This is a genomic window from Streptomyces sp. GbtcB6 (assembly GCF_019091475.1).
In the GTDB taxonomy this organism is placed as follows: Bacteria; Actinomycetota; Actinomycetes; order Streptomycetales; family Streptomycetaceae; genus Streptomyces; species Streptomyces hyaluromycini.
The window spans coordinates 60,665-87,338 of sequence record NZ_JAGXJL010000009.1 but is presented as its reverse complement, the minus strand read 5'-3'; the positions used below and the strand labels follow the sequence as shown (position 1 = coordinate 87,338).

At 72.8% G+C, this 26,674-nt stretch carries 21 protein-coding genes; 17 read left to right on the top strand and 4 right to left on the bottom strand.

The features are described from left to right. Position 1 precedes the first annotated feature (1 nt). From KVT45_RS17300 to solA, 7 genes are all read left to right on the top strand, one after another. Positions 2 to 1,081 (top strand): ABC transporter ATP-binding protein, encoded by a 1,080-nt coding sequence (locus KVT45_RS17300; RefSeq protein WP_308310751.1) that lies wholly within the window; start codon positions 2 to 4, stop codon positions 1,079 to 1,081. After that, entirely contained in the window at positions 1,078 to 2,058 is a 981-nt protein-coding gene (locus tag KVT45_RS17295; protein ID WP_217548402.1) for an ABC transporter ATP-binding protein, read from the top strand. Before KVT45_RS17300 ends, KVT45_RS17295 begins: the two co-directional genes overlap by 4 nt. Continuing rightward, positions 2,055 to 2,819, top strand: a complete 765-nt coding sequence (locus KVT45_RS17290; RefSeq protein ID WP_217548400.1) for an amidohydrolase family protein — start codon at positions 2,055 to 2,057, stop codon at positions 2,817 to 2,819. The genes KVT45_RS17295 and KVT45_RS17290 overlap by 4 nt, the downstream gene beginning before the upstream one ends. Beyond that, on the top strand, positions 2,816 to 3,265 hold the full coding sequence (locus tag KVT45_RS17285) for a cytidine deaminase (RefSeq protein WP_217548399.1): 450 nt from the start codon (positions 2,816 to 2,818) through the stop codon (positions 3,263 to 3,265). Before KVT45_RS17290 ends, KVT45_RS17285 begins: the two co-directional genes overlap by 4 nt. Before the next feature lie 65 nt (positions 3,266 to 3,330). Then, on the top strand, positions 3,331 to 4,179 hold the full coding sequence (locus tag KVT45_RS17280) for a creatininase family protein (RefSeq protein ID WP_217548397.1): 849 nt from the start codon (positions 3,331 to 3,333) through the stop codon (positions 4,177 to 4,179). Positions 4,180 to 4,261: 82 nt separating this feature from the next. Then, positions 4,262 to 5,719: an aldehyde dehydrogenase gene (locus KVT45_RS17275; RefSeq protein WP_254646923.1), complete on the top strand. Its 1,458-nt coding sequence runs from the start codon at positions 4,262 to 4,264 to the stop codon at positions 5,717 to 5,719. Beyond that, positions 5,716 to 8,154 (top strand): N-methyl-L-tryptophan oxidase, encoded by a 2,439-nt coding sequence (gene solA, locus KVT45_RS17270; RefSeq protein WP_217548395.1) that lies wholly within the window; start codon positions 5,716 to 5,718, stop codon positions 8,152 to 8,154. Before KVT45_RS17275 ends, solA begins: the two co-directional genes overlap by 4 nt. 29 nt (positions 8,155 to 8,183) lie before the next feature. Here solA and KVT45_RS17265 read toward each other — a convergent pair whose 3' ends face one another. Next, the gene (locus KVT45_RS17265) at positions 8,184 to 8,873 is read right to left on the bottom strand and encodes a GntR family transcriptional regulator (RefSeq protein WP_217548394.1); all 690 of its coding nucleotides are present in this window, start codon (positions 8,871 to 8,873) and stop codon (positions 8,184 to 8,186) included. Between the two features lie 134 nt (positions 8,874 to 9,007). On the opposite strand from KVT45_RS17265, the gene KVT45_RS17260 reads away from it, so the two are divergent. The 9 genes from KVT45_RS17260 (at position 9,008) to KVT45_RS17220 (ending at position 21,672) form a co-directional block, all read left to right on the top strand. Beyond that, positions 9,008 to 9,661, top strand: a complete 654-nt coding sequence (locus KVT45_RS17260; protein WP_217548392.1) for a cyclase family protein — start codon at positions 9,008 to 9,010, stop codon at positions 9,659 to 9,661. Next, complete coding sequence (locus KVT45_RS17255; protein ID WP_217548390.1) at positions 9,658 to 11,445, top strand: gamma-glutamyltransferase; 1,788 nt, start codon at positions 9,658 to 9,660, stop codon at positions 11,443 to 11,445. The genes KVT45_RS17260 and KVT45_RS17255 overlap by 4 nt, the downstream gene beginning before the upstream one ends. Continuing rightward, positions 11,442 to 13,400, top strand: a complete 1,959-nt coding sequence (locus KVT45_RS17250; protein ID WP_217548389.1) for a primary-amine oxidase — start codon at positions 11,442 to 11,444, stop codon at positions 13,398 to 13,400. The genes KVT45_RS17255 and KVT45_RS17250 overlap by 4 nt, the downstream gene beginning before the upstream one ends. Positions 13,401 to 14,228: 828 nt before the next feature. Continuing rightward, a complete protein-coding gene (locus KVT45_RS17245) occupies positions 14,229 to 15,605 on the top strand; it encodes an aromatic ring-hydroxylating dioxygenase subunit alpha (RefSeq protein ID WP_308310750.1) in 1,377 nt (458 codons plus the stop codon). 5 nt (positions 15,606 to 15,610) lie between these two features. After that, entirely contained in the window at positions 15,611 to 17,050 is a 1,440-nt protein-coding gene (locus KVT45_RS17240) for a glutamine synthetase family protein (RefSeq protein ID WP_217548387.1), read from the top strand. Then, complete coding sequence (locus KVT45_RS17235) at positions 17,040 to 18,011, top strand: PDR/VanB family oxidoreductase (RefSeq protein ID WP_217548385.1); 972 nt, start codon at positions 17,040 to 17,042, stop codon at positions 18,009 to 18,011. The genes KVT45_RS17240 and KVT45_RS17235 overlap by 11 nt, the downstream gene beginning before the upstream one ends. A gap of 24 nt (positions 18,012 to 18,035) precedes the next feature. After that, the gene (locus tag KVT45_RS17230) at positions 18,036 to 18,881 is read left to right on the top strand and encodes an N-acyl homoserine lactonase family protein (RefSeq protein WP_217548384.1); all 846 of its coding nucleotides are present in this window, start codon (positions 18,036 to 18,038) and stop codon (positions 18,879 to 18,881) included. A gap of 176 nt (positions 18,882 to 19,057) precedes the next feature. Further along, on the top strand, positions 19,058 to 20,560 hold the full coding sequence (locus tag KVT45_RS17225; RefSeq protein ID WP_217548382.1) for a metallophosphoesterase: 1,503 nt from the start codon (positions 19,058 to 19,060) through the stop codon (positions 20,558 to 20,560). A gap of 77 nt (positions 20,561 to 20,637) precedes the next feature. Then, the gene (locus tag KVT45_RS17220) at positions 20,638 to 21,672 is read left to right on the top strand and encodes an LLM class flavin-dependent oxidoreductase (protein WP_217548380.1); all 1,035 of its coding nucleotides are present in this window, start codon (positions 20,638 to 20,640) and stop codon (positions 21,670 to 21,672) included. Position 21,673: 1 nt separating this feature from the next. Here KVT45_RS17220 and KVT45_RS17215 read toward each other — a convergent pair whose 3' ends face one another. After that, complete coding sequence (locus KVT45_RS17215; RefSeq protein WP_217548378.1) at positions 21,674 to 22,633, bottom strand: TauD/TfdA family dioxygenase; 960 nt, start codon at positions 22,631 to 22,633, stop codon at positions 21,674 to 21,676. A gap of 221 nt (positions 22,634 to 22,854) precedes the next feature. Between KVT45_RS17215 and KVT45_RS17210 the strand changes: the two genes are divergently transcribed. Further along, entirely contained in the window at positions 22,855 to 24,150 is a 1,296-nt protein-coding gene (locus KVT45_RS17210; protein ID WP_254646921.1) for a hypothetical protein, read from the top strand. Here the strand turns inward: KVT45_RS17210 and KVT45_RS17205 are convergent. Both KVT45_RS17205 and KVT45_RS17200 read right to left on the bottom strand, forming a co-directional pair. Then, positions 24,134 to 25,960, bottom strand: a complete 1,827-nt coding sequence (locus KVT45_RS17205; RefSeq protein ID WP_308310749.1) for an asparagine synthase-related protein — start codon at positions 25,958 to 25,960, stop codon at positions 24,134 to 24,136. The two genes, KVT45_RS17210 and KVT45_RS17205, sit on opposite strands and share 17 nt — an antisense overlap. After that, entirely contained in the window at positions 25,957 to 26,580 is a 624-nt protein-coding gene (locus tag KVT45_RS17200; protein ID WP_308310748.1) for a lasso peptide biosynthesis B2 protein, read from the bottom strand. The genes KVT45_RS17205 and KVT45_RS17200 overlap by 4 nt, the downstream gene beginning before the upstream one ends. Between the last annotated feature and the right edge of the window lie 94 nt (positions 26,581 to 26,674).

The window sequence follows — 26,674 nt, the reverse complement described above, 5'->3', positions numbered from 1 at the left end:
CGTGACTGGTCCGGAGGCCGCCCACGACACGACCGCGTCGGGAGGCGCGCACGACGCGCCCCCTCCGGAGGCGGTGCTCGAAGTCCGTGAGCTGTGTGTGGGGTTCGATGTGCCGGCGGGCCGGCTGCCCGCCGTGGACGGGGTGGACCTGACGCTGCGCAGGGGCGAGATCCTCGCGCTGGTCGGCGAGTCCGGGTCGGGCAAGTCGGCGCTGTCGATGAGCCTGGTCGGCCTCAACGGCGGCCCCCGCACCCACATCGCCGGATCCGTGTCCTTCCGGGGCCGGGAGCTGGTGGGGGCGTCCGAGCGGGAGCTGCGCCGGGTGCGCGGCAAGGACGTGGCGGTGGTCTTCCAGGACGCGCTGGCCGCGCTCAACCCGCTGCACCGGGCGGGCGCGCAGGTCTCGGAGACGATCCGCGCCCATGGCGACGTCCCGCGCGCCGCGGCCGCGCGCCGTGCTGTCGAACTGCTCGGCGAGGTCGGCATCGCGGGCCCGGCTCGGGCCGCGCGCGCCTATCCCCACCAGCTCTCCGGCGGCATGCGCCAGCGCGTGATGATCGCGATGGGGCTGGCCAACGACCCGGCGGTATTGATCGCGGACGAGCCGACCACCGCGCTGGACGTGACCATCCAGGCCCAGGTGCTGGCGCTGCTGAAGCGGGTACAGCGCGAGCACGGCACGTCCGTGCTGCTGATCACCCACGACCTCGGGGTGGTCGCGGAGGACGCGGACCGGGTGGCGGTGATGTACGCGGGCCGGATCGTGGAACAGGGCACCCGCGACGAGGTGCTGTTCGACCCCCAGCACCCGTACACGATGGGCCTGCTCGGCTCGGTGCCTCCGCTGCACGGGCCGGTGCCCGAGCGGCTGCCGGCCATCCCCGGCAGTCCGCCCGCCGGTGTCGCGCGGCCGCCCGGCTGCGGCTTCCGGCCGCGCTGCGCGTTCGCCCACGACGGCTGCGACGGCCGCCCGGAGCTGCGGCGGCGCCATGGCGGCCCGGCCCACCTGGACGCCTGTGTGCTCCCCGCAGAGGCCCGGGCGCGGGCTCGCGCGGCTCAGGCTGCGGGAGCCGCCGTATGAGCGAGGTCCTGATGAGCGCCCGCGGGCTGCGGGTCGACTACGCCGGCCGGGCCGGCGGCCGGGTGCGGGCGCTGCGGGACGTCGACCTGGACATCGCGGAGGGCGAGACGCTGGGCCTGGTCGGCGAGTCGGGGTGCGGCAAGTCCACGCTCGGGCGGGCGCTGCTGCGCGTGGTGGAACCGTCGGCGGGCCGGATCGACTTCCTCGGCACCGATCTGACCCGGCTGCGCGGCCGGCGTCTGAGGCGGACCCGGGCCGAGCTCCAGATGGTGTTCCAGGACCCGTTCGGCTCGCTGAACCCGCGCCGCACGGTCGCCGACATCGTCGCCGAACCGCTGCTGCGCTCCCGGGGCGCGAGCCGCGCCGAGGCGGAACGTACCGTGGCCGGGCTCCTCGACCTGGTCGGTCTGGGGGCCGAGGCCGGCGGGCGCAAGCCGCACGAGTTCTCCGGCGGCCAGCGCCAGCGCATCGGCATCGCCCGGGCCCTGGCGTCCTCGCCGCGGTTCGTGGTGGCCGACGAGGCGGTCTCCGCGCTGGACGTGTCCATCCAGGCCCAGGTGCTGAACCTGCTGTCGGACCTGGTGCGCGACCGGGGTCTGACGATGCTGTTCATCTCCCACGACCTCGGCGTGGTGCGGCACATCGCCGACCGGGTGGCCGTGATGTACCTCGGCGAGATCATCGAGACCGCTCCCCGGGACGCCTTCTTCTCCGGCCCCGCCCATCCGTACAGCAGCGCGCTGCTGGCCAGCGTGCCGGAGCTGCGGCCCGGCCCGCCCGTCGAACGGCAGCCTCTGGAGGGCGAGCTGCCCGACCCCGCGGACCCGCCGGAGGGGTGTCTGTTCCGGACCCGCTGCCCGTTCGCCACCGACCTCTGCCGCACCCGGCACCCGGAACTGCGCGAGATATCGCCGGGCCGCCGCGTGCGCTGCCATCTGCCCCTCGGCCCCGTACCCGTGAGTGAGGACCCGCATTGATCATCGACGCCTACAACACGACCCAGGACGTGCGCGGCCGTTCCGACTACCTGACCGGCGCGCGCAAGGGCGAGGCGCCGCCGCCCTACAAGCCCTTCGAGCCGCGCCGCATCCTCGACCGGATGGACGCCGCGGGGGTGGACATGGCGATGGTGTGCTCGCTCGCGCAGCGCATCGAGAACGACTTCATCGCCTCGCTGGTGGCCGCGCACCCCGACCGGTTCTTCGGCTTCGGCCAGGTGCTGCCGCAGGCGGACGACGCCATCGAGGAGATCGACCGGATCGCCGACGCCGGACTGGTGGGTCTGAAACTGCATCCGAGCCTGCACGGCTACCACGTGGCCGACCACGGGCTGCTCGACCCGGTGTTCGAGGCCTGTGCAAGACGCGGGCTGATGGTGCTGGTCAACGCCCTCGACGACGCCTTCTGCGCGCCCCTGGCCATCGAGGAGATCGCCCGGGACCACCCCGGGGTGCCGACGATCATCGCGCACATGGGCGCGGTGTGGAACGTGCCGGAGGCGATCATCGTGGCCGAACGGCAGCCGCACGTCTATCTGGAGACGTCCGCGACGCTGATGAGCGATGTGAAGCGGGCCTACGCGCGGCTCGGCCCCCGGCAGATCCTCATGGGCAGCGAGTGGCCCGGCTCGGACTTCGACCTGGAGCGCATGAAGATCGCCAAGGCGGTCGAGGACGAGAAGGACCGGGCGCTGATCGAGGGCGGCAACATGGCCCGCCTGCTGGGGCTCGGCGCATGACCGCCGCACCCGTGGTCGTCCCGCCGGAGATGAGCGAGCAGGACGCCGAACTCCTGTCCGTGGCCCAGGCGTTGCTGGACCGGGTGTGGCAGCCGGACCGGCACGAGGTGGCCACCGCCCTGCGCACCGCGGACGGCCGGATCCACACCGGCGTCCATGTCGAGGGCTCCTGCCGGCGCAGTTCGATCTGCGCGGAGGGCGTCGCCCTCGGCACCGCGCGCGGCGGGCTCCCGCCCGGTGCGCCGCTGGCGGTGACCTCGGTGGTGTCCGTGCAGATCAAGCCCGCCGGACGGTTCCGGATCATCGCGCCGTGCGGGGTGTGCCGCGAACTCATCAGCGACTACTGCCCGGACGCCGTCGTGTGGATCACCACGGTCGACGGCGACCGTCCTGTCCCGGCACGCGCCCTGGACCTGCTCCCGGAGAAGAGCCGGCGCCGCTGGTGACCCCGAACGACAGCCCCGCGCCCCCGAGGAAACGACACCCCGGTACCCCCGAGGAAAGGAGAGACATGCCGTCCGTCATCACAGGGCCGAACGGTCTGAGCGTCCCCACCGGCCTTGACGTGCCCGCACTCGCCGCGCAACTCGGCGGCAGCGGAGCGCCGTTGCCGTGGGAGGAGCTGACCTGGCAGGAGGCCGGGACCACCGTCGCCGCCGGCGACGCGGTGATCATCCCGGTGGGCGCCACCGAACAGCACGGCCCTCATCTGCCGCTGGCCGTGGACACCCGGATCTGCGAGGCGGTCGCCCTGGGCGTGTCCGCGCTGACGGGCGTGCCGGTGCTGCCGCCGCTGGCCTTCGGCGTGTCCGCCTCGCACGGCGGCTTCGCCGGGACGGTGGCGCTGCGCCCCGAGACGCTGATCGCCGTCGTGGAGGACGTGATCGACTCCCTGTACGCCAGCGGCGTAAGGCAGTTCGTCCTGCTCAACGGCCACATCTGGAACAACGGCGCGCTCGACGTGTCCGCCGAGAAACTGAGGGTGCGTCACCGGGACGCCCGGGTACGGGCGTTGGGGTACGTGACGATGTACCCGGGGCCCGAGGTCGACGGCCATGTCACCTACGGGCGGGCGCTGATGCACGCCAACTACTTCGAGACCTCGGTGATGCTGCACCTGGCGCCCGGGCTGGTGCGGATGGAGCGGGCCACCTCGCACGTCGACGTCGACTCCTTCTGGGACTACCGCATGGACCAGGTCAGCGAGACCGGTGTGTGGGGCAGGGACGTCTCCGAGGCGAACGCGGCCCACGGGCGGGCGGAGTTCGACCGCTGTGTGCTCACCACCGCCCGCGCGGTCTCGGCGGCCGTGCGCGAGCCCTGGCCCAGCGCGGCGCACCGGCCCGGCGATCCCACCTGAGCCCTCACGCTCGAGCCGTCCGCTTGAGCCAAACCGCTTGAGGAACCGCGCCGCCCGTTCCACGAACGACAAGGAGAACCCCTTGGACCCCAGCATCACCCTGCCCAGGCTGCCCGAGTGCGAGCCCATGCTCATCGGCGGCGCCTGGACCACGGGCGCCTCGGCCCGGCGCATCCCGGTCCTCGACCCGGCCACCCGCGAGCCGCTGACCACGATCGCCCAGGCGGACGCCACGGACGTGGCCGCGGCGGTGGCCGCCGCCTCGGCCGCGCACCGCGACGGCCGCTGGCGCGCGCTGCCGCCCCGGGACCGGCGGGACGTCCTGCTGCGGCTCGCGGACCTGGTGGAGCGGGACGCCGAGGCGCTGGCGGTCCTGGACACCCTGGACAACGGGAAGGCGATCGAGCGGGCCCGCGGTGACGTGGAGCTGGGTCTCCAGGCGATCCGGCACTTCGCGGGCACCCCGGCCCGGCTGACCGGCACGGTACATCCCGCCGGGCCCGGCCGGCATGTGTACAGCGTCCGGGAGCCGGTGGGCGTGGTGGCCGCCGTACTCCCCTGGAACTTCCCCTTCATGATCGCGGCCTGGAAGCTCGCCCCGGCCCTGGCGGCCGGCTGCACGGTGGTCGTCAAGCCCGCCGAGCAGACCCCGCTGACCGCGTTGCGGCTGGCCGCGCTGTGTCTTGAGGCCGGTGTGCCGGAGGGCGTCGTCAACGTGGTGACGGGCGACGGACGCACCGGGGCGGAGCTGGTCGCGCATCCCGACGTGGCCAAGGTGTCGTTCACCGGGTCCACCGACGTCGGGCGGCTGATCATGGCCGCGGCGGCGCCGTCCGTCAAGCGGCTCACGCTCGAACTGGGCGGCAAGTCCGCCAACATGGTCTTCGCCGACGCCGACCTGGACGCCGCCGTACCGGCCTCCGTGCGGGCCGTGTTCGGGCACTCCGGACAGATGTGCACGGCGGGCAGCCGACTGCTCGTGCAGCGCACGGTGATCGAGGAGTTCCTGGACCGGATGCTGCCGGCCGTCGAGGCGCTGCGGATCGGCCCCGGCCTCTCGGGCGGGATCAACATCGGACCGCTCGTCTCCCAGGAGCAGTTCGACCGGGTCACGGGCTACCTGGACCTCGGCCGCGCCGAGGGAGCCAAGGCGGTCACAGGCGGCGAACCGCTGCCGGGACCCGGCTGGTTCGTGCGGCCCACGGTGTTCACCGACGTCACGCCGGACATGCGGATCGCCCGGGAGGAGATCTTCGGACCGGTCGCGGCGGTGCTGCCCTTCGACACCGAGGAGGAGGCGATCGCGCTCGCCAACGACAGCGACTACGGCCTCGCGGCCGGCGTATGGACCACCGACCTCGGCCGCGCGCACCGCGCCGCTGCGGCGCTCCAGGCGGGCACCGTGTGGGTGAACACCTACAACGAGTTCGACCCCGCCGTGGCGTTCGGCGGCAGCAAGCAGTCCGGTCTGGGCAGGGATCTCGGCGACGCGGCGGTCGACGGGTTCACCGAGCCCAAGAGCATCACGATGGCGCTGTGAGCGCCCCCGTGACGGCGGTGCCGCCGGCCCCCGCCGGTTTCGACCTGGCCGCCGAGCGGGCCCGCACCCCGGGCTGCGCGACCGGTCACCACTTCAACGCGGCCGGTGCCGCGCTGCTCGCCTCGGACACGGTCGAGGCGGTCATCGCCCAGCTGCGCGCCGAAAGTCTGCACGGCGGCTACGAGGCGGCCAAGCTCGCCGCCGACGACCTGGCTGCCGTCTACACCCGTACCGCCGGCCTGCTCGGTGTCGACGCGGACGAGATCGCCCTGGTCGAGAGCGCCACCGCCGGCTGGCAGCGCATCGTGTCGGCGCTGCGGCTGCGACCCGGGGACCGGGTGCTCGCCGCCCGCTCCAGCTATGTGAGCAGCGCCCTGCACCTGCTGGCCGCCGAGCGCGACACGGGAGTCCGGGTGGAGGTGCTGCCCAACGGGCCCGACGGCGCGACCGATCTGGAGGCCCTGGAGCAGGCGCTGCGCACCGGTCCCGCCGCGCTGGTGACCGCGGCACACGTGCCGACCTCGTCGGGACTGGTCGAACCGGCCGCCGGCATCGGCGCGCTGACCGCCGCGCACGGGGTGCCCTTTCTTCTCGACGCCACCCAGTCACTGGGCCAGCTGCCCGTCGACATGACCGCCCTCGGCTGCGATCTGCTGATCGGCACCGGCCGCAAGTTCCTGCGCGGTCCGCGCGGCACGGGCCTGCTGGCGGTGCGCCGACCGCTCCTCGAACGGCTCTCCCCGCAGGCACCGGATGTGCGCGGGGCCCGCTGGACGGCCGAGCGCAGCTGGGAACTGGCCCCCGACGCACGGCGGTTCGAACTGTGGGAAGCCGCCCACGCACTGCGGCTCGGCCTGGGCTCGGCCCTGGCCGACCTGCACACGCTCGGCACCGCGACCGTCTTCGGCCGGCTGGCCGCCCTCGCCGCGCGGCTGCGCGAGCGGCTCGGCGCGGTCCCCGGCGTACGACTCACCGACCCGCCGGCGGCGGGCGGGGCGATCGTCACCTTCGTGGTGGAGGGGCTCGACGCGAGCGAGGTCCAGCGGCGACTGGCGCTGCGACGGGTGTACCTGATCGCCGTGCCTGCCGACCACGGCCGCTGGGACCTGGAGCCGCGCGGGCTGGCCAAGGTGGTGCGGGCGTCGGTGCACGTGTACACCGACGACGGCGACCTGGACGCCCTCGTGGAGGCGGTCGCGGAGATCGCGGCGGACACACAGGGCACGGGTCGTGGGGCGGAGGCGTCGGGACCTGCCGCCGTGGCGGCTACGGCAGCCGCCTCCCGGCCCCCGGCCCGTCGCCCGCGCACACGTGCCGCCCGGACGTCCGCGAGCGCCCGGCGAGACGCCGTGGTCGTCGGGCTCGGCGTGCACGGCGGCGCCGCGCTGCGGCAGCTGGCCGAAAGGGGGCTGGACGTGCTCGGGATCGAGCGGTTCACGGCAGGACACGACCGCGGCTCCTCACACGGCGCCACCCGGATGATCCGCCGGGCCTATCCGCACCCCGACTGGGACGGCCTGGTCGACACCGCCTACCGGGCCTGGGCCGAGCTGGAACAGGCCGCGGGGACCCGGCTGGTCGAGGTCACCGGCGGGCTCTACGCGGCGCCCGGGGAGCGGCCCGATCCGCTGCGTGGTCCGGGCTGCCGTGCGGTGGACCGCGCGGAGGCGGACCGGATCTTCCCGGGGCTTCGGCTGCCCGAGGGGTTCACGGCGGTGCACGACCCGGCCGCCGGGATCATCGACGCCCGCGCGACCCTGCGCGCCCAGCTCGCCCTCGCGAAACGGGCCGGAGCCACGATCGCCGACCGCACGCGGGTCACGGGCTGGCGTCCGGACGGCGACGGGGTCGTCGTCCGGACGGCGGACGGGGAGGTGCGCGCCCGCCGGCTGGTGCTGTGCGCCGGGCCGTGGATGCCGAACCTGGTGCCGTCGCTGACCGCGCACCTGACGGTCACCCGGATCGTGAACGCGTACTTCGCCGCGGATCCGGCGGGGCCGCTCGGGCCCGGCGGGCTGGGCAGCTTCTCGGTCGATCTCCCGGAAGGGCTGCTCTACGGCTTTCCGGCCGCCGACGGTCGGGGGCTGAAAGCCGGTCTCGACTCGGGTCCCGCGTGGGATCCGGACGCGGTCGGACCCGCCGCGACCGATGCCGAACTCGCCCTGCTGACAAGGGCGGTGAGGCGGGTGCTGCCCGGTGCGGGCCCGGTTACGGAGAGCCTGACGTGTCTGTACACGATGACGCCGGACCGACGGTTCCTGGTCGGCGAGGTGCCCGGTGTGCCGCAGGCGCTGCTGGCCTCGGCCTGTTCGGGACACGGTTTCAAGTTCGGTCCGGCGATCGGGGCGGCCCTGGCCGACCTGGTGTGTGAACTCCCCCGCCCCGACCTGGACTTCCTCTCCCCCGCTCGGCTGGTTCCCGGCGGTGCCCGGTGACGGCGGTCACCGGGACTGCCGGAGGCGGGTCAGCCGTGGAACACGGTCTGGGAGCGTCGCTCGTACCAGGCGGTCAGATGTTCGCCGGCGCTGATGACGTGCTCGCGCATGGCCTCCTGCGCCCGGTCCTCGTGCCGGTCGGTCAACGCGGCCACGATGGCGTCGTGCTGACGGATGTTCAGCTGGCGGTGGCGTTCGTCACCGGTCAGGGCCAGCGAGGACACGTTGCGCGGGAAACTCTCGTTGATCCGGTCGATCATCCGGCTCAGCCAGGGGTTGTCCGCCGCCTGGCAGACCACGGTGTGGAAGCAGTCGTTGGCCTGGGTGGTGTCCGGGGTGCCCGCGGCTCCGGCGCCCGCCGCCGCGCGCAGCACCTCGTTGTGGCGGCGCAGCTCGGCGAGCTGGCTGTCGGTGATGCGGGCGGCCGCGCGCCGGGCGGCCAGCGCCTCCAGCTCCGCGCGCACCTCGTAGGCCTGCCGCACCTCCCACGGCGCCGGCACCCGCACCACCGCGCCGCGGTGCGGCTGCATCTCGATCAGCCCGCCGTTCTGCAGCTGGCGCAGCGCCTCGCGCACCGGGGTACGGCTGACCCCGAACTCGGCCGCCAGCGCCGCCTGGCGCAGCGGTTTCCCGATCGGGAGCTCCCCGTCCATGATCCGCGCGCGGATACGGGCAGCGATGTCGTCGACGAGGGCGCCTTCGTCGGTCTGGGGCGTCATCGGAGTGGGTCTCACCCTTCTCGGGGGCTGACGGGAGCCGCGCGGTGGTGGAGCAGTCTGTCACGCCGCCGCCGTCCACTGTTCATCGACATTGGATCCATTTACAGACTATCCGCATCCAATAGGAGCGTGTCATGCACCTCGATGTGACCAAGGCCATCGACGTCTCCGTGCCGATCCACCCCGGCATGCTGCACTGGGGCCGGCGGCCCGAGATGGAGGTCGTCGAGTCGCGGACGGCGGGTGATCCGTCCAACGTCAGCCGCTGGCGCATCGGCGCCCACACCGGCACGCACATCGACGCCCCGGCCCACTTCGTCGACGGCGGCAAGACCGTGGACCGGCTGGACCTGTCGGCCCTCAACGGGGCGGCCCGGGTGCTGGACCTCACCCATGTCAAGGAGCAGATCACCGCCGCCGACCTCGACGCGGCGGGGCTCGGCACCGAGGAACGGGTGCTGCTGCGCACCAGCAACTCGGCGGGGGTGCTGCGCAGTCCGTGGAAGGCCCGGCAGTGGGTCGGCCTGGCCCCGGACGGCGCCGAGCGGCTGATCGAGGCGGGGGTGCGCACGGCGGGCATCGACTACCTCAGCATCGAGGCGGTCGCCTACACCACGCACTGGGAGACACACCAACTGCTGTGCGGCGCGGACGTGTTGATTCTTGAAGTCGTCGACCTGCTGCACGCCCCCGCCGGGGTCTACGACATGCTTTCGCTACCCGTGCCCCTCCAGGGCGCCGAGGCGGCCCCGTCGCGCACCCTGCTGCTGCCCCAGGACGCCGCGTGACCCCGGCCGACGCACTGGCCCTGGCCGCCCCGCACCCCGCGGCGCTCGCCGCGGCTCGGCGGGCGGCCGGGCGCGGCGGCAACGCCGTGGACGCGGCGCTGGCCGCGGCGGCCGCGCTGACCGTCGTCTACCCGCACCAGTGCTCCCTCGGCGGCGACCTGGTCGCCCTGGTCCACGCCCCCGACGGCACCGTGCGGGCGCTGCTGTCCGTCGGGGCGGCCGCGGCGGGCACCGACGTCGAGGCGCTGCGCGCGGCGGACTCCAGGATGCCGGCCCAGGGTCCGGGGACGGTCACCGTGCCGGGCGCGGTGGCGGGCTGGGCGGCGCTCGCCGAGGCGTACGGCACGCCGGGCGCGCTCGCCGCCGCACTGCGGGACGCCGCCGCTCTGGCGCGGGCGGGGGCGACGGTCTCGGCCGGGCTGGCGCGCGCGGTACGGGACAACGAGGCGCGGATCAAGGCCGATCCGGGCCTGTCGGCGCTGCTGACCGGCCCGGACGGCCGGCTGGTCACGGAGGGCGCCCCGCTCCCCCAGCCCCGGCTGGCGACGGTGCTCGACGAACTCGCCGACGACCCCTGGTCGTTCTACCGGGGCGCCGTCGCCGAAGCACTCGCCGACGGACTGCGCGACCTCGGCAGCCCGCTCATCGCGGCCGACCTGGCGGCGCACCGGGCGGAGTTCGCGGAGCCGGTGAGCATCGCGGAGGGGGGCGTCGAGCACGGGGGCGCGGAAACGGTGAGCGCCAAGGCGGTGGATGTCGAGCCGTTGGGCGCCGAGGCTGCGGACGTCAAGACCGTGAGCGTCGAGGCGATGGGCGCCGAGCCGGAGGACGCCGAGGCCGTGAACGCCGAGCCGGTGGACGGCGAAGCCCTGGGCGACGAGTCGATGGGCGTCGAGCCGATGGGCGTCCGCTGGTGGGCCGCGCCCCCGCCCAGTCAGGGCGCCGTACTCCCCGCCCTGCTGTCCGCGGCGGCCGGTGCCCCCGGCCGCTCCGCGGCGGAGCGCACCCGTCTGCTGGCCGCCCGCTGCCAGGATGCCTCGGCCGCCCGGGACCGGCTGCTCGGCGATCCGCGTGGGCAGCGGCTCGACCTCGACGGGCTGCTCGACCCGGCGCCGCTGGCCGGCACGCTCCCGCCACGGCCGCCGTTCCGGCCGTCCGGTGACACGGTCGCGGTGACGGCCGTGGACTCCTCCGGACTCGCGGTCTCGCTCATCCAGAGCGTCTACCAGACCTTCGGCTCCGGACTCTGCGACCCGGGCACCGGGATCGTGCTCCACAACCGGGGTTCGGCGTTCAGTCTGCTCCCCGGGCATCCCGGCCTGCTGCGCCCGGGCGCGCGCCCGCCGCACACGCTGTGTCCGGTGATCGGCCGCTCCCCCGCGCTGCTGCTGGCGGCCGGCTGCCAGGGTGGCCGGGCCCAGCCGCAGATCCTCGCCCAGACCCTGCCCGGGCTGGCCGACCCGGACGCCGACCCGGCGGCCGTACTCGCGGACCCGCGCTGGGTGATCGGTGCCCGGGACATCGGCTTCGAGGAGCAGACGCTGCTCGCCGAACCCGGCTCGGTTCCAGCGGCAACGCCCGCCGTGTCACCGGGAGTTCCCGTGGTCACCGCCCCGGGTCCGAGCGATCTGGCCGGCCATGTCCAGGTGGCCCGGCTCACCCGTGACGGCCGCCTGGACGCCGCCTCCGACCCCCGAGCCGACGGCGGCACGATCCACCTCGCACCCGACACCCCCGGCACCACTCGCACCACCGGCACCACCCCGGAAGGAACCCCCGCATGAGCACCCTCGCGCCCCGCCCCGCGTCCGCCGCCGCACCCCACCCGCTGGATCCCCTGACCGCCGCCGAACTGGCCGTCGCCGTCAAGGTGCTGAAGGACGACTCCCGGGTCACCGGGGACGCCCGGTTCTGGGGCGTCGCCCTGGACGAGCACCACGCGCGCACCGCCCGGCCCGGCGACGCCCGGCGGGCCCGCGCGGTGGTGATCTGCCCCTCGGCGCGCCTCGGCTACGAAGTCGACCTGGAACTCGGCGAAAAACCGCAGTCCATGGCCTGGCGTGAACTGGACGTGCGCAGCCCCGGCTGTTCGTCGGAGGAGGCCCGGCAGGCCGCCGCCGCGTGCCGGGCGGACCCGCGGTTCCGGGAGGCGCTCGCGCTGCGCGGCATCCACGACGTGTCGCTGGTGATGGTCGACCCGGAGTCGATCGGCGGGTTCGAGCCGCCCGAGCACCCGGGCCGCAGGCTGACCTGGGGCAGTGTGTGGCACCGCGAGTCGGAGGACGACAACGGCTACGCGCGGCCCGTGCAGGGCGTGGTGCCGATCATCGACATGGAGTCGATGGAGGTGCTGTACATCGAGGACCACGGGGTGGTGCCGCTGTCGGAGGAGTCCGGGGTGTTCGCCGCCGGGACCGTGCCCGAACGGGCGGGTCTGAAGCCGCTGGAGGTGATCCAGCCCGAGGGGCCGAGCTTCACCGTGACCGGGCAGCGGGTGGACTGGCAGGGCTGGTCGGTGCAGGTCGGCTTCAGCCACCGCGAGGGCCTGGTGCTGCACGACCTGAGCTTCGACGCGGGCGGCAGGGGGCCGCGCCAGGTGATCCGCCGGGCCTCGGTCAACGAGATGTACGTGCCGTACTTCGACACGGCCTCCACCCAGTACCGCAAGAACTTCTTCGACTGGGGCGAGTACGGCGCCGGGCCGCTCACCAACTCCCTCGCCCTGGGCTGCGACTGCCTCGGCGTCATCCACTACTTCGACGCGGCGGTCCTCGGCGGCGACGGCGTGCCCCGGGTCATCCCCAACGCGGTGTGCATGCACGAGGAGGACGACGGGATCCTCTGGAAGCACCACGACGGACGCACCGGCCGTACGGAGGTGCGCCGCTCCCGCCGCCTGATCATCTCGGCGTTCGCCACGGTCGCCAACTACGACTACGGCTTCTACTGGTCCCTGTACCAGGACGGCTCGGTCATGCTGGAGATCAAGATGACCGGCATCCTCTCCGCGACCGGTGTCACGGAGGACGAGGAGACGCCGTACGCCCGGCGGGTCGCCCCGAACGTGGCGGTCACCAACCACCAGCACTTCTTCGCCGTACGGCTGGACATGGCGGTGGACGGGACGGCGAACCGGCTGGTCGAGGTGACGGCCGAGCACGAGAGCGACCCGTCGCTCGACCCGTACGGCAACGCGGCGCGGACGGTCCTGCGCCCTGTCCTCAGCGAAGCCGAGGGCGGGCGGTCCACGGACGCCTCCCGGGCCCTGCACTGGCGGGTGGAGAGCACCGAGGCGCGCAACCGGATGGGTGAGCCGACCGCGTACCGGGTGCACGTGGAGAACACGGCGGTGCTGCCGGTGCGTCCGGACAGCGTGTGCGCGCGGCGGGCGCCGTTCGTGGCGAAGCAGCTGTGGGCGACGGAGTACGACCCGGCGCGGCGGTTCGTGGCCGGCGAGTACCCCAACCAGGCCGAGCCCGGCGCGGACGGGGTGCACCGCTGGCAGGAGGAGGACCGTTCGCTGGACGGCACGGATCTGGTGCTGTGGGCGACGGTCGGCTCGCACCACTTCCCGCGTCCCGAGGAGTGGCCGGTGATGCCGGTGGCCCGGGCGCGGCTGCGCCTCGAACCGGACGGCTTCTTCGACCGCAACCCCGCCCTGGACGTTCCCGCGCCGGTCTCCTGCCATCCGCCGGCCACCACGGCGGAGGCGGACGGTGGCCACTGCTGCGCCGGATGACCACCGTCTACGGCCCGCCCAGGGCCCCAGTACTGCGATCGCTCGCCGCGCTCGCGGTCCTGGTCGTGACGGGGGCCGCCGTACTCACCGCCGGTGCCGCCTCGGGGCACGGCGGCCACGCGGGACACACCGACGCGGTGGGCACCGGGTACGGACCGGCGGACCCGACGGTCGCCGTCGGTCTGCTGGGAGCTGTTCTCGCGGTCACGCTGACGCTGGCGTGGCCCGCGCTCCGGATCGTCCTGGTGCCCGGGGCCCGGCGGCTGACCGGGCGGTGTGTCCTCACCGCCGCGGCGGCCGCGGCCGTGCTCGCCGTCCCGTTGCTGCTGGTTCGGGCACCGGGCGGGGTGGACGCACACGTGTGGGCGATGGTCCGCTTCGAGTCGCTGGCGGTGCTGGGGCCGGGCCTGTTGGCGCACGCCGTCGGCGCGACCGGGCCGCTCTCCTCGCGGGAGCGCGGCGGGGCCCGCCTGGGCGCGGTGGTCTGGACGGTGTCGGCGTACGCCTGGCATCTGCCGCCGCTGCACGCGCTCGACGGGCCGGGGATCGAACTCGCCCGGTCGTTCTGCTGGGTGGCGGCGGGCGTGCTGCTCTGCCGTCACCCGGTCGCCCCGCGCGGGCCGTTCCTCGCCGCACACCTGGCCGTCCTGCCGCTGGCCGCGGTGATGGCGGCCACCGGACGGGGCAGGGCGGGTCTGGTGATGATGGCAGCCGACGCGGCCATGGCGGTGTGCGTGCTCAACGTGCGCCGCCGGAGAGGCTGTTACGTCCACGTAAATATTGGATCCAATTATTGGCGCTCTGGATCCTTCCATCATTACGGTCTCCGTGACCGGGACAGAAAGGCGTCAGATGCGCGAGGAAGAGAACGTACGGCTCACCAGGACCGGTCCGGGCACGCCCGCCGGGACCTGGATGCGCCGCTACTGGCAGCCCGTCGCCCTGAGCGAGGAACTCGACGGCGTACGGCCCCTGGTGGCCCCGAAAGTGCTGGGGCAGGACCTCGTCCTGTTCCGGGACGGGAACGGTGAGCTCGGTCTGGTCGACCGGGGCTGTCCGCACCGGGGAGCCGATCTGGCGCTGGGCCGGCTGGAGGACGGCGGGCTGCGCTGCTGCTTCCACGGCTGGCTCTTCGGCCGGGACGGCGCCTGTCTGGACACCCCGGCGGAACCGGCCGGCGGTGGCCTCGCCTCCCGGGTCCGGCTGGGCAGTTACCCGGTGCGCGAGATCAACGGCGTGATCTGGGGCTACCTCGGCCCCGGCGAGCCGCCCGAACTGCCCGCGCTGGACTGCTTCGAGGCCCCCGTCGGGCACACCTTCGCCTGGAAGGGCCTGCTGGAGTGCAACTGGCTCCAGGCCCTGGAGGTCGGCATCGACCCCGCGCACGCCTCGTACCTGCACCGCTTCTTCCAGGACGAGGACCCCTCCGACAGCTATGGCAAGCAGTTCCGGGCCGCCTCCCAGGGCACCGACCTGCCGATGACGAAGATCCTGCGGGAGTACGGCCGTCCCGACATCGACGCCGTCCGCACCCCCTACGGCATCCGGATCACGGCGCTGCGCACGCTCGACGGCACCGACACCGAGGGCCGCGTGATGGACGGCAGCCGCACCCATGTCCGGGTCACCCACCAGGTCTTCCCGCACGGCTTCCACATCCCGCTGGACGCCGAGACCGCGATCACCCAGTGGCATGTGCCGATCGACGACACGTCCTGTTACTGGTACGCCCAGTTCACCAGCGTCGGCGGTCCGGTCGACCGGGCGGAGATGCGCCGGCAGCGGGTCGACGCGGTCACCCTGCCCGACTACCGCCCGCGCTTCGGCCGTTCCAACGGCTACGGCTACGACCCCGCCGAGCAGCTGACCACGACGTACACCGGGCTCGGGACCGACATCAACGTGCACGACCAGTGGGCGGTGGAGGGCCAGGGCGCGATCCAGGACCGCACCCGCGAGCACCTGGGCCGCTCCGACAAGGCGATCGTGATGTACCGGCGGATGCTGGGCGAGGCGATATCCGCCGTCGAGCGCGGCGAGGACCCGCCGCTGGTGCTGCCCGCGGCGCGCGCGGCCGAGCTGCGCGGTCCGGTCACGCTCGACGGCATCGGGCCCACCGAGGGCTGGGCCGAGCACTGGGCCGCCGTGACCGCGAAACAGCGGGCCGACAGCGGCTGGGCGCACACGGCCGGAACGGACGGCTGAGCGCGGTGGACTTCGTCGAACGCCACGCGGCGTGGACGGCCGAGCAGTCGGCCGCCGCCTCCGAGATCCGCGACCGCGCCGAGCGCGGCGGGCTGAAGGTGGTGCGGCTCGTCTTCGCCGACCAGCACGGGCTGCTGCGCGGCAAGACCGTCACCGCCTCCGAAGTGCCCGCCGTACTGCGCGAGGGCACCGGTATCGCCTCGTCCCTGCTGGCCAAGGACACCTCGGGCCGTACGGTGTTCCCGCTGTTCACCCGGGAGACCCCGCTCGGGCTGCCCGAACTGCGCGGCGCGGCCGACATGGTGATGGTGCCCGACCCGCTCACCTTCCGGATGCTGCCGTGGTCGCCGGGCAGTGGCTGGCTGCTGTGCGACCTGCGGTTCACCTCCGGCACCCCGGTCCCGCTGTGCACGCGCGGGCTGCTGCGATCGGTTCTGGAGCAGACGGACGGGCTCACCTACCGCACGGGCCTGGAAGTGGAGTTCCACCTGTTCCGGCTGGACGACCCGAGGCTGGGCGCGGCCGACCTGGGCCAGCCGGGCGCGGCACCCGAGGTGGGCATGCTCAACCACGGCTACCAGTACCTGAGCGAGCTGCGCTACGACGAACTCGACCCGATGCTCGACCTGTTGCGCGGCACGCTGGAGGAGCTGGGGCTGCCGCTGCGCACCCTGGAGGTCGAGTTCGGGCCGAGCCAGGTCGAGCTGACCCTGCGACCCGCCGACGGACTGGGCACGGCGGACGCGATGGTGCTGCTGCGCAGCGCCGTCAAGCAGGTCGCCGCCCGGCACGGCCACCACGCGACCTTCATGTGCCGGCCCCATCTGCCCGGGGTGTTCTCCAGCGGCTGGCATCTGCACCAGAGCATGGTGCGCGGCGACGCGGGCGTCTTCGCCCCGGAGCCCGAGGCCGGCGGCACGGTCGGCGGGCCGGGGCTGTCGCCCTACGGCCGTGCCTTCCTGGGCGGTCTGCTGCGCCATGCGCGAGCCACCAGCGCGCTGTCGACGCCCACCCTCAACGGGTTCAAGCGGTTCCGGTCGCTGTCGCTGGCGCCCGACCGCGCGGTCTGGGGGCGGGACAACCGGGGCGCGATGGTGCGGGTCCTGGGCGACGGCCCGTCGTCCACCCGGCTGGAGAACCGCATCGGCGAACCGGCCGCCAACCCCTATCTCTACCTCGCCTCCCAGCTCGCGGCCGGTCTGAACGGAGTGGCGCGCGGCCTGGACCCGGGTCCGGCCGCCGACGAGCCGTACGCGACCCGGGCGGAGCCGCTGCCGCGGTCCCTCGGCGAGGCGCTCAACGCGCTGGAGGCCGACCGGGAGCTGACCGACCGGCTGGGCAAGGACTTCGTGGCCTACTACACGAGCGTCAAGCGGGCCGAGATCGCCCGCTTCGACCAGGAGGTCACCGACTGGGAACAACGGGAGTACTTCCGTGTCTTCTGACCCGCCCGCACCGGCCTTTGCGCGTCTTCTGGTCCGCCAGGCCCGCTGGATCGCCGAGGAGGTCGTCGAGCTGCGGCTGGCCCGGCGGGACGGCCTGCCGCTGCCCCCGTGGGAGCCCGGCGCCCATGTGGAACTGACCCTGCCGTCCGGTCTGCGCCGCACCTACTCGCTGTGCGGGGATCCACAGGAGCGCACCGCCTGGACGGTCGCGGTGCATCGCGCGCCGGACAGCCGGGGCGGTTCCCGGGAACTCCACGAAACGGCCCTCGTGGGCCGGGAGCTGACGGTGGACGGCCCGGTCAACCGCTTCCCGCTGCTCCCGGCCCCCGGGTACCTCCTGCTGGCCGGTGGCATCGGCGTCACCCCGCTGCTGCCCATGGCCCGCGCGCTGGCCGCCGGCGGTCTGCCGTGGCGTCTCGTCCTGGGCGCCCGGGACGGCTCCCGCCTCGTCTACGCCGAGGAGCTGACCGCGCTCGGCGGCGACCGGGTCCGGCTGGTCCCCCAGGACCAGGCGGGCCTGCCCGACCTCGCCGCGGAACTCGCCGCCGCCCCGCCCGGCCACGCCGTGTACGCCTGCGGCCCCGCGGCGATGCTGGACGCGGTGTCCGAGCTGTGCCGCACCGCAGTACCGGCACGTCCGCTGCACATCGAGCGGTTCGGCCCGCCCGTCCGGGCGGAGGAGGACACGGAGCGGGGGCGGTTCGAGGTCGTGCTGCGCCGGTCGGGGCTGCGGCTGGCGGTGCCGGCGGACCGGTCGGTGCTGGAGGTCGTACGGGACCGTGTGCCGGACGTGCCCTACTCCTGCGAGGAGGGCTACTGCGGCAGCTGCGAGACACCCGTCCTGGCCGGCACCCCGGACCACCGCGACTCGGTGATCGGGCCGCAGGAGCGGGCGGCCGCCACGACGATGATGATCTGTGTCAGCCGCGCCGCCTCGACGATCCTCGAACTGGACCTCTGAACCCCCGACAACGGACGGAGCACCATGACCCGACACGGCGTACGGCGCGTTCTGCCCCTCATCCTCGGCTGGGAGGAGCTGCCCAGATCGGTGTCGGTGCACGGCGCCCCGCACGGGGAACGGGTGCGGGAACCCGTGCCGGGCGTGCTGCTGGAGACCGAGGAGGGATGGCTGCTGCTGGACACCGGCTTCAACGCGGCCCTGCTGCGCGACCCCGAGCTGCGCCGGCGGTACTACCCTTCCCCCTCCTACCAGCCAGAGCTCCCCGGCCCCGGCGAGCCCCTGCCGGCGGCGCTGGCCGCCGTCGGCGTGGCGCTGGAGGAGATCACGGCCGTCGCCGTCAGCCATCTGCACGCCGACCACGCCGGCGGTCTGAAGCACTTCGCGGGCCGGGTGCCGGTGCACATCCAGCGTGCCGAGCTGGAGTTCGGGCTGTCGGGACGGCCCGAGGTGGAGCGCGAGACGATCTTCCGGGTGGACTTCGACGACCCCCGCATCGACTGGCGCCTCGGCGACGGCGACCAGGAGATCGTGCCCGGTGTCACGGCCGTCCTGTCCGCCGGGCACACCCCGGGCCACCAGAGCTTCGTGGTCGACCTCGCCGACGGCGGCGGCTATGTGTTCACCTGCGACGCGGCCGACCTGACGGAGAACATCGACGAGGAGCGCCCCGCCGGAACGTCGATCGGCGTCCCCCCGGAGGCGACCCTGGCGCCGATCCGGCACCTCAAACGACTGGCGGCGGACAAGGGCTACGAGCTGGTCCCGGGCCACGATCCGGTCGTCTGGCCGGAGCTGATCCGGCGGCTGACGGACGGCCAGGGCCACCGACACCGCGGCCGGACCGTACCTCCCACACCTCGTCGCTGACCAGGTGACGGGGAGGACGGCCGACTCCCGGCGCGCTTCTGCGAGCCGCAGCGGTCGGAGCATCTGTCCGAGGCAGTGATACGGCATGTCAGGCCCAGGACGCCACTGGTGCGAACGAACCGCCCTGTCCGAACCCCCGCGCCACAGCAGCCCGTTGATCGTTGTACGGTTCCCGCGTGTCTGACTCCTCACGCGAGACCGCAGAAGGCGCCGGCTGGGGCGAGGCCGAGCGCGGCGCCTATCGCCGGCTGATGCCGGACCATGTCGAGAAGCTGTTCTGGTTCGACCCGAGGACCATGTGGGCTGCCCGCAACGGGGTGCTGGCATCCTGGTTCGGCGATCCGACCGGCCGTACCCGCAGCCGTTGGGTGGCGCAGCAGGCGGCCGCCGGGGCACCCGCCGACAAGGTGATCCGGCGTCACGAGGCGGACCGGTTCTCGTTCATGGTGATCGGCGACACCGGTGAGGGCGACGACTCCCAGTACGCCGTCGTGCCGGGCTTCCTGAAGGCCGGTCGGGACACCGACTTCGCGGTGATCGCGAGCGACGTCATCTATCCGGTCGGGGCCACCGACGACTACGGCACCAAGTTCTTCCGGCCGTACCAGGACTATCCGGCGCCGATCTACGCGATACCCGGAAACCACGACTGGTACGAGGACCTCGGCGCCTTCATGCGCGTCTTCTGCGACGACGCCCCGCCGCTCCCGGCCGAGCCGAAGCCCCGCCCGCCGGCCCGCGCCTGGTGGCGCGCCCTGCTGTGGCACCGGCCGCGCCCGGCCGACGAGCAACTCCTGGCGGAGGCCCGGAAGTTGCGGTCGGCGCAGGAGCAGACTGCCGTACAGCCCGGCCCCTACTGGGCCATCGACGCCGGGCCGGTGCGGATCGTCGGTATCGACACCGGGCTGCTCGGCACCATCGACGCCGAACAGGGCGCCTGGCTGCGCGAGGTGTCCCGGGGGCCGCGCCCGAAGATCCTCGTCACCGGCTCCCCGCTGTACGTGGACGGCGAGCACCACCCCTGCCCGATCGAGGGCGGCGGCACGGTCGACGACATCGTCCGCGACCCGGCCCACCACTATGTGGCGGCGATCGGCGGCGACATCCACAACTACCAGCGCTACCCCGTCGACGTGGACGGCCGCACCATCCAGTACGTGGTCGCGGGCGGCGGCGGCGCCTTCATGCACGCCACCCACACCATCCCGCCGGTGTCGATCGCGAACGTCACCGAGGACGACTTCCGCTGCTACCCGCTGCGCGGCGACTCCCTCGCCTTCTACAGCCGGCTGTACGGCCGCAGACTGCGCCTCCCCCGCTTCTTCACGCTCAGCGAGGCCGAGGCCACGGCCGTGATCGCCGAGCGCCTCGGCATCAGGACCGGCCGCACCCCCGCCCCGGACACCCGGGTCACCCGCCGCACCCGCCTGGTCGCGACCCTGCTGGGCGCCGGCAGCCGCCCGGGCCGCGGCTCCCGCTTCCGGCTGCCCGTGAAGAAGATCTACACCCAGCTGTTCTCCCCGGGCTCGGTCACCTACAGCCCGCCGTTCTTCAAGTGCTTCCTGCGCCTCGACGTCACCCCGGAGGCGGTACGGCTGCGCTGCTTCGCCGCCACCGGCAACCGCCCGCAGGAGCTGGACCCGCCGGTCGAGGACGAGATCACCATCCCCCTGACCTGATCCGCAGCTGATCACACTCCCGCAATGTTCGAGTGACACAATCGGGGCAGAACTGACGTACGACCGCTGGAGGACCCGTGCCGTCCACCCCACGCCCCCTGCGCAGACTGGGCTTCCTCACCATCGGCCTGTTCGACGGCGCGGATCCGGGCCGGGGGCACGAGTCCACGCTGGAGATCATCGAGCTGGGCGAGCGGCTGGGCTTCGACAGCGCATGGGTGCGCCACCGGCATCTGCAGTACGGCATCTCGTCCCCGGTCGCCGTCCTCGCGGCGGCCTCGCAGCGCACCAGCCGGATCGAACTCGGCACCGCGGTGATCCCGCTGGGCTGGGAGAACCCGCTGCGGCTCGCCGAGGACCTGGCGACCGTCGACCTCCTGTCCGGCGGCCGCCTCAACCCCGGGGTGAGCGTGGGCCCGCCCATGCACTACGAGCAGGTCAGGGAGGCCCTCTACCCGGACACGGCCGACGTGGAGGACTTCAGCTACGAGCGGGTCCGGCGGCTCCTGGACTTCGTCCGGGGCAAGGCGGCAACCGACTTCAGCGGGGTCGAGGGCTTCGAGGTGTTCTCCGACGTCGTCCAGCCGCACTCCCCCGGGCTCGGACAGCGGCTCTGGTACGGCGGCGGCAGCCTCAGCTCGGCACGCTGGGCGGGCGAGCACGGCATGAACTTCCTGACGAGCAGTGTCGTCAGGGCCGTGGAGCCGGAGGGGCCGCACGACTTCGCGGAGATCCAGCGCTCGCACATCCGCGAGTTCCGCGCCCATCACCCCGACGGCGAGGCGGCCCGGGTCTCCCAGGGCCTGGTCGTCATCCCGACCGACTCCGCCACACCCGAGCAGCGGGCCAAGTACGAGGCGTACGCGGCCAAGCGCCTGCCCCGTACCACCACCCCGCAGGGCCCGGCGCGGCTGCTGTTCGCGCCGGACATCGTCGGCACCTCGGCGGAGATCGTCGAGCGGTTGCACGAGCACGCCGGGTTCCGCGAGGTCGACGAGGTGGCCTTCGCCCTGCCGTTCACGTTCGAGCACGAGGACTACGTCCAGATCCTCACGGACCTGGCGACCAGTCTCGGCCCGGCGCTCGGCTGGCGCCCGGGGGCCGCGGCCTGAGTCACCAGCGGCGCGCCTCCGTGCCGGTGACCGGCTCCGACGGCCTGCCGTCCACCCCGACCGGCACCTCGCCGTGCAGCATCACCCGGTGCATGACGCGGGGCAAGCCGAGGTGGGCGTTGTCGCCGGGCGCGAGGTGGATGGTGGCCCGGTTGTCCCAGAAGGCGACGCTGCCGGGCTCCCAGCGGAAGCGGACCGTGTACTCGGGCCGTACGGCCTGTTCGAGCAGCATCTCCAGGAGTGCGGCGCTCTCCGGGCGGGAGACGCCGGCGATCTGCTCGACGTAGTACCCGTTGACGTAGAGCACCCGCTCGCCGCTCTCCGGGTGGACGCGTACCAGCGGGTGCACCGAGGCCACCTGATGGTCAAGGAGGTGGCGCAGATATGTGTCATCACCGGGGCGGGGCTGGTAGCCGACGCCGAGGCGGTGCTCGGCGCGCAGGCCGTCGACGAAGGCGCGCACGGGTGCGGAGAGCCCGGCGTAGGCGGCGGCCAGGTTGGCCCAGGTGGTGTCGCCGCCGTACGGCGGGACGGTCTCGGCGCGCAGAATGGTCGCGGCGGGCGGGTCGATCCGTGCCCCGTGGTCGCAGTGCCAGCCGCGCAGCAGGGTGTGCCGGCGCCGCTGGAGCCACTCCTCGTGCTCCATCCCGAACCGGCCGCCGAGCTCCAGCCGGTCGGCGGTGGTCTCCACCTCGGGGAAGCCGGCCGGTGAGGCACTGCCGCGCCGGCCGAGCACGACCGGTTCGCCGAAGCGGCGGGCGAAGGCGACGTGCCCGGCGTGGTCCAGCCGCTGGTCCCGGAAGAAGACGACCTTCCAGCGCAGCACGGCCTCCCGGATCAGCCCGACCACGGCGTCGTCGAGTTCGTCGGTGAGCTCGACGCCGGTGATCTCGGCCCCGATGTGCCCGGCAACGGGTCTCACCTCGGCCGCTGGGTTCCCCGTGCTGCTTTCCGTCGTCATGTGTGCTCCGCTGGTCGTCGGTACCGGCCACTGGTGAAGTACCCCGGCATGGGACGCGGTGATGCACCGGGTTCTCCTGCATCCGGAGGCATGCGGATGGCGATCGGGCGGTTCTCCACGGACGATGATCTCGAAATCCCTGGTGGCAGAGCTTCTGGTCCGCTGTGGTCCGCAAAGGAGACACCCATGCAAACCGTTGACACAGGCCGACAGGTGACCGCATGAGCCTTCGCAAGAACTCGCGGAACTCCTCGCGTCAGCGGGCCCAAAGGGCCCTGGCGCACAACGGATGGTCGCGCGCGTGTCTAGTGTCGGTCCTGCTGGTCCTCCTGCTGACGACCGCGACGCTGGGCCTTTTCGGTATCGGGGACCTGACCAGTGCCTTCACCTTTCCCGGTCGCCTCACCGGTGCAGTGCTCGTCGCAGTCGCCTTCACCTCGTTCCTGGGCGCCGCCGCGCTCGTGGACCACTGGCTGTTCCGGACTTTCGCCAACTCCGGCCTGGTGGCCCTGGTCGGTGCGTTCGCCGCCGTCCTGGCCAATGTGACACTCTTCCTCGAACTGCTGAACAACGCCGACTCGGTCCCTTGGAAGGTGTTGTTCGGCGCCCTCGCGTCGGGTTCGGCATGGGCTGTCTTCGCCGTGTGGCGGACATTGGCCGTGATTCCCGCTCCGAAGCGGGTAGCCACGGCACTGCTCGTCACCACCGTCATCGCGGCAGGAAATTTCGGCTATCAGAATCTCTACCTGCCGTCGCAGCACGAGGTCAGGCCCGTCGTCAGACTGATCACGGGGACCCCGGTGCCGAGTCCGGACCGAAAGGCATTCTCCGTGCCGGTCGACATCACCCTTGAGAACCACAGCGACCTGAGTTTCGACGTGCTCGGCACCGAATTCCACGCCATGGCGCAACGGGTGCCGCTGGTCCCCCAGGACCGGCTCCGCCAGCAGTGGCGAGCCACTGCCGAGCAGTGGAAGCAATTCGAGGGGACGAATCCGCTGTCGCGCAGAGAGATTTACCAGCCCGGCGACTTGGTACAGGCCCAACCGTGGATGCGCTACGGAGGTTCAATCGACGCGAACGACACCGTCAGCGCCCGAGTCGTCGTACAACTGCCCAAGGACACGGAGTACGACCAGGTGGCTTTCTACGCCAGCGCACACCTCACGCGCAAGGACCGCGTGTCCCTCAACCGCCTCGAGCCCGCCCCATCGGGTTTCAGCAGTTGGGGTGGCGGACATGTACCCGATTGGCTGAAAAGGGATACGGGTTTTGATTCCCTCATCTACGAGAGCTCGCTTCGCGAGAACAACGCGATCGACGCGGAAACGAGGGATACCCGGCACATCACCGTCTACTGGAAGTTCGGCGAACACGGCGTCAACATTACGGAGACCATCAGTACGGCACACGGCAAGGACGAGTCCGATCACGTGACACAGAACCGGTACGGCATCCGCATCGTCGAAACAGGGCCGGTGGAGCGCACCCTGTGGGACATCAAGAGCAAGCTGTGACCGGCACCGTCGCCCCCGCTGCCGGTGCACGCACCTCTGACAGCCGCTCCAGCCACACCACCAGCGCGAGCGAGCAGTTCACACGGTCCCAGGAGTACGAGTCGCCCATCCCCCACTGCGCCTCCCGCACCGCCCGGCACAGCGTGTCGACGTCGAACATCTCCGCTACGAGCGGATGCCGTGCGGAGCGGCAAAGGTCGATGAGTTCGTCGCCGTGTGCCCGCAGACCACGGACGTAAAGGTCGTTGAAGGGGATCTTGGCCGTTCGGTCGTGTATCCGACGCGGGAGCAGATCCGCCATGGCCTCGCGCAGAACCGCCTTCGAACGGCCCGCTCGCATCGTGGCTTCGGCGGGGAGGCGCCGCATCGTCGCGATCACCTCCGGGTCGAGGAAGGGGTGGGAGAGGAAAAACCCGTTCTGCTGTGCGTAGCGCCAGGACAACGGGTCAGGCGCGGCAAGGTAGTTGGCCGCGTCGTAGAGCGACTGCTCCGGCCTGCGCCCGAACACGAAGCGGCTCTCGGCGATGCTGGCCGCCCGGTAGCCGTGAGCCCGCGCGAATCCGGGGCGCAGCCAGGGCGGCCGAGTGAAGTTGCCGAGTCCCCCGAGGACTGTTCCGCGATGGACCAGCCTCGCGAACCGTTCGGCCGCCAGCGGAAGCGCCGGCCGCACCACGTGCGTGCCGACGATCTCACGGATACCCCGTTCACTGGTTGCGGCGTAGGCATGTGCCTGGCTCGCTAGCTCCCGGAGCCTTCCGGAGCGCGCCAGCCGGTGCAGGTGCAGCGGGTTGGAGTCGACGACCGGATCGGCTCCGCAACCGGTGAGAAGGATGTCGCAGCCCAGCTCCGCCGCAACGGCATGCAGCCTGCTCCAGAACGGGGCACGGAAGGCGTGGGCGTGCGGCTCGTCCGAGTCTCCCGCGTGGTGCTCGAAGTCATCGAAGTCGGCCACGTCGTCGGCCTCGACGATCACCGGACGGGCCGCTGGTGCAAGCCGGCGAACCGCGTCGACGGCCTCCTCGAGGTACGGCCGCTCCCCGGCCAGTTCACCCCCGCCGAAGCGCCCGGCGAGCAGGATCAGATCCGCGTCGGGATCCTCACCCGCGGCGAGCTGACGCGCAGCGAGCAACGCGACGCTGGTGGAGTCGGTGCCGCCGGAGACGTGGCACGCGGTCGTCCTGCCGAGGCGGCGCGCGACAGCCTGCTCCAGGGCTCGGCGCAGATCCTGCCCGGCGCCACCGGGGCCGAGTCCGTCTGCGAGTGGTGCCGGCGGCAGGCCGGCCCGACGAGCACTCAGTATCGACCGGCCGCGCAGCCGCCCGGTGACCGAGAGCTCCACCACTTCGCCGCCCAGGACACGGTGCACCCCGGCGAACGGGCTCAACTCCGCGTGCGGTTGGGCCATGTTCCCGGTCAGGTACCGGCAGAAGTAACGGTGTTCCAACTCCGCGGCGTGCCCCAGGCTGCGCGCCGAGGTGCTCACGGCGCTCACGCGGCCACCGGACTCTCTGAAGAACAGCGGGATGCGTGCCTGCGCGTCCCGCATCAGCAGCACGCGGTCCCGGTACACCAGGACAGCCGCGAAGTCACCGGTCGGCAGCGGCGGCTCGGCTCCGGGGCGGTCGAAGGCGTCGAGGAGAGCGCGAGCGCCGGCCAGGCGGTCATGGACCGAATGGGCCCAGCCGACGACCGCCGCGGTGCCGGCCGGTGAGGAGACCGTTGTCACGAGTCCCTGCCGAGCCATCGCCCCGGCGGTCCACAGCTTCACCGCGCCGCCGGACCATTCGAGTCGGAGCGCTTCCAATGTCACTCGCTTCCGCAGCCGATCGAGAGAACCGGCGTGAAGGCGTGCCCTCGCGGGTCGGCGGCGGGAACGCACAGCCCGGCCGCTGACGTCCAGGCGTGCAGGGCGAACGGGTGCTCACGCACGCCAACGTGCAGCGTGGCCTCGAAGCCGCACCGCCGCAGAAGGACGAATGCCGTCACGGCCTCGGCCTTGCAGTCATCGTCGACGAACCAGCTTCTGCGGCCGTGTGCTTGGACCGCTCGTTTCAGCCGTGCCACATCCTGCGGGGAAGGGGTGTCCGCGCGGGCGTAGCCAGGGGCGACCAGGGGGAGCAGCCGAAGGACGCGTCCGAAACCCATGGCACGGATCAGGAGATGTACACCGCGAAGCCAGAGCCCGATCTCGGCGTCCGCGTAGGCCTTTCGTCGGGCCGTCGCGCATCCGGCTCGGACGAGTCCGGTGACGAGTTCCGCACGTTCCTCGGACGTTCCGCCTACAAACTTCCGCACGTCGGCGGTCGTCATGCCAAGAAAACGCGTGCGTCGCCAGTCGGCGATGAGGGCCCCGCCGGACAACCTGGTGACACGGCAGTGGGGTGAAAGGATGTGCGTCATGGCCACGAGGGCATCGGTGTCCTGAGCCACCGCGCCTCCTCCCGTTCCAGGGGTGCAGGCGTGTCAGGACTGGTATCCGTGACCGTCGTAGTCGCCGCCGCTGAAACCCCGGATTAGACGGCCG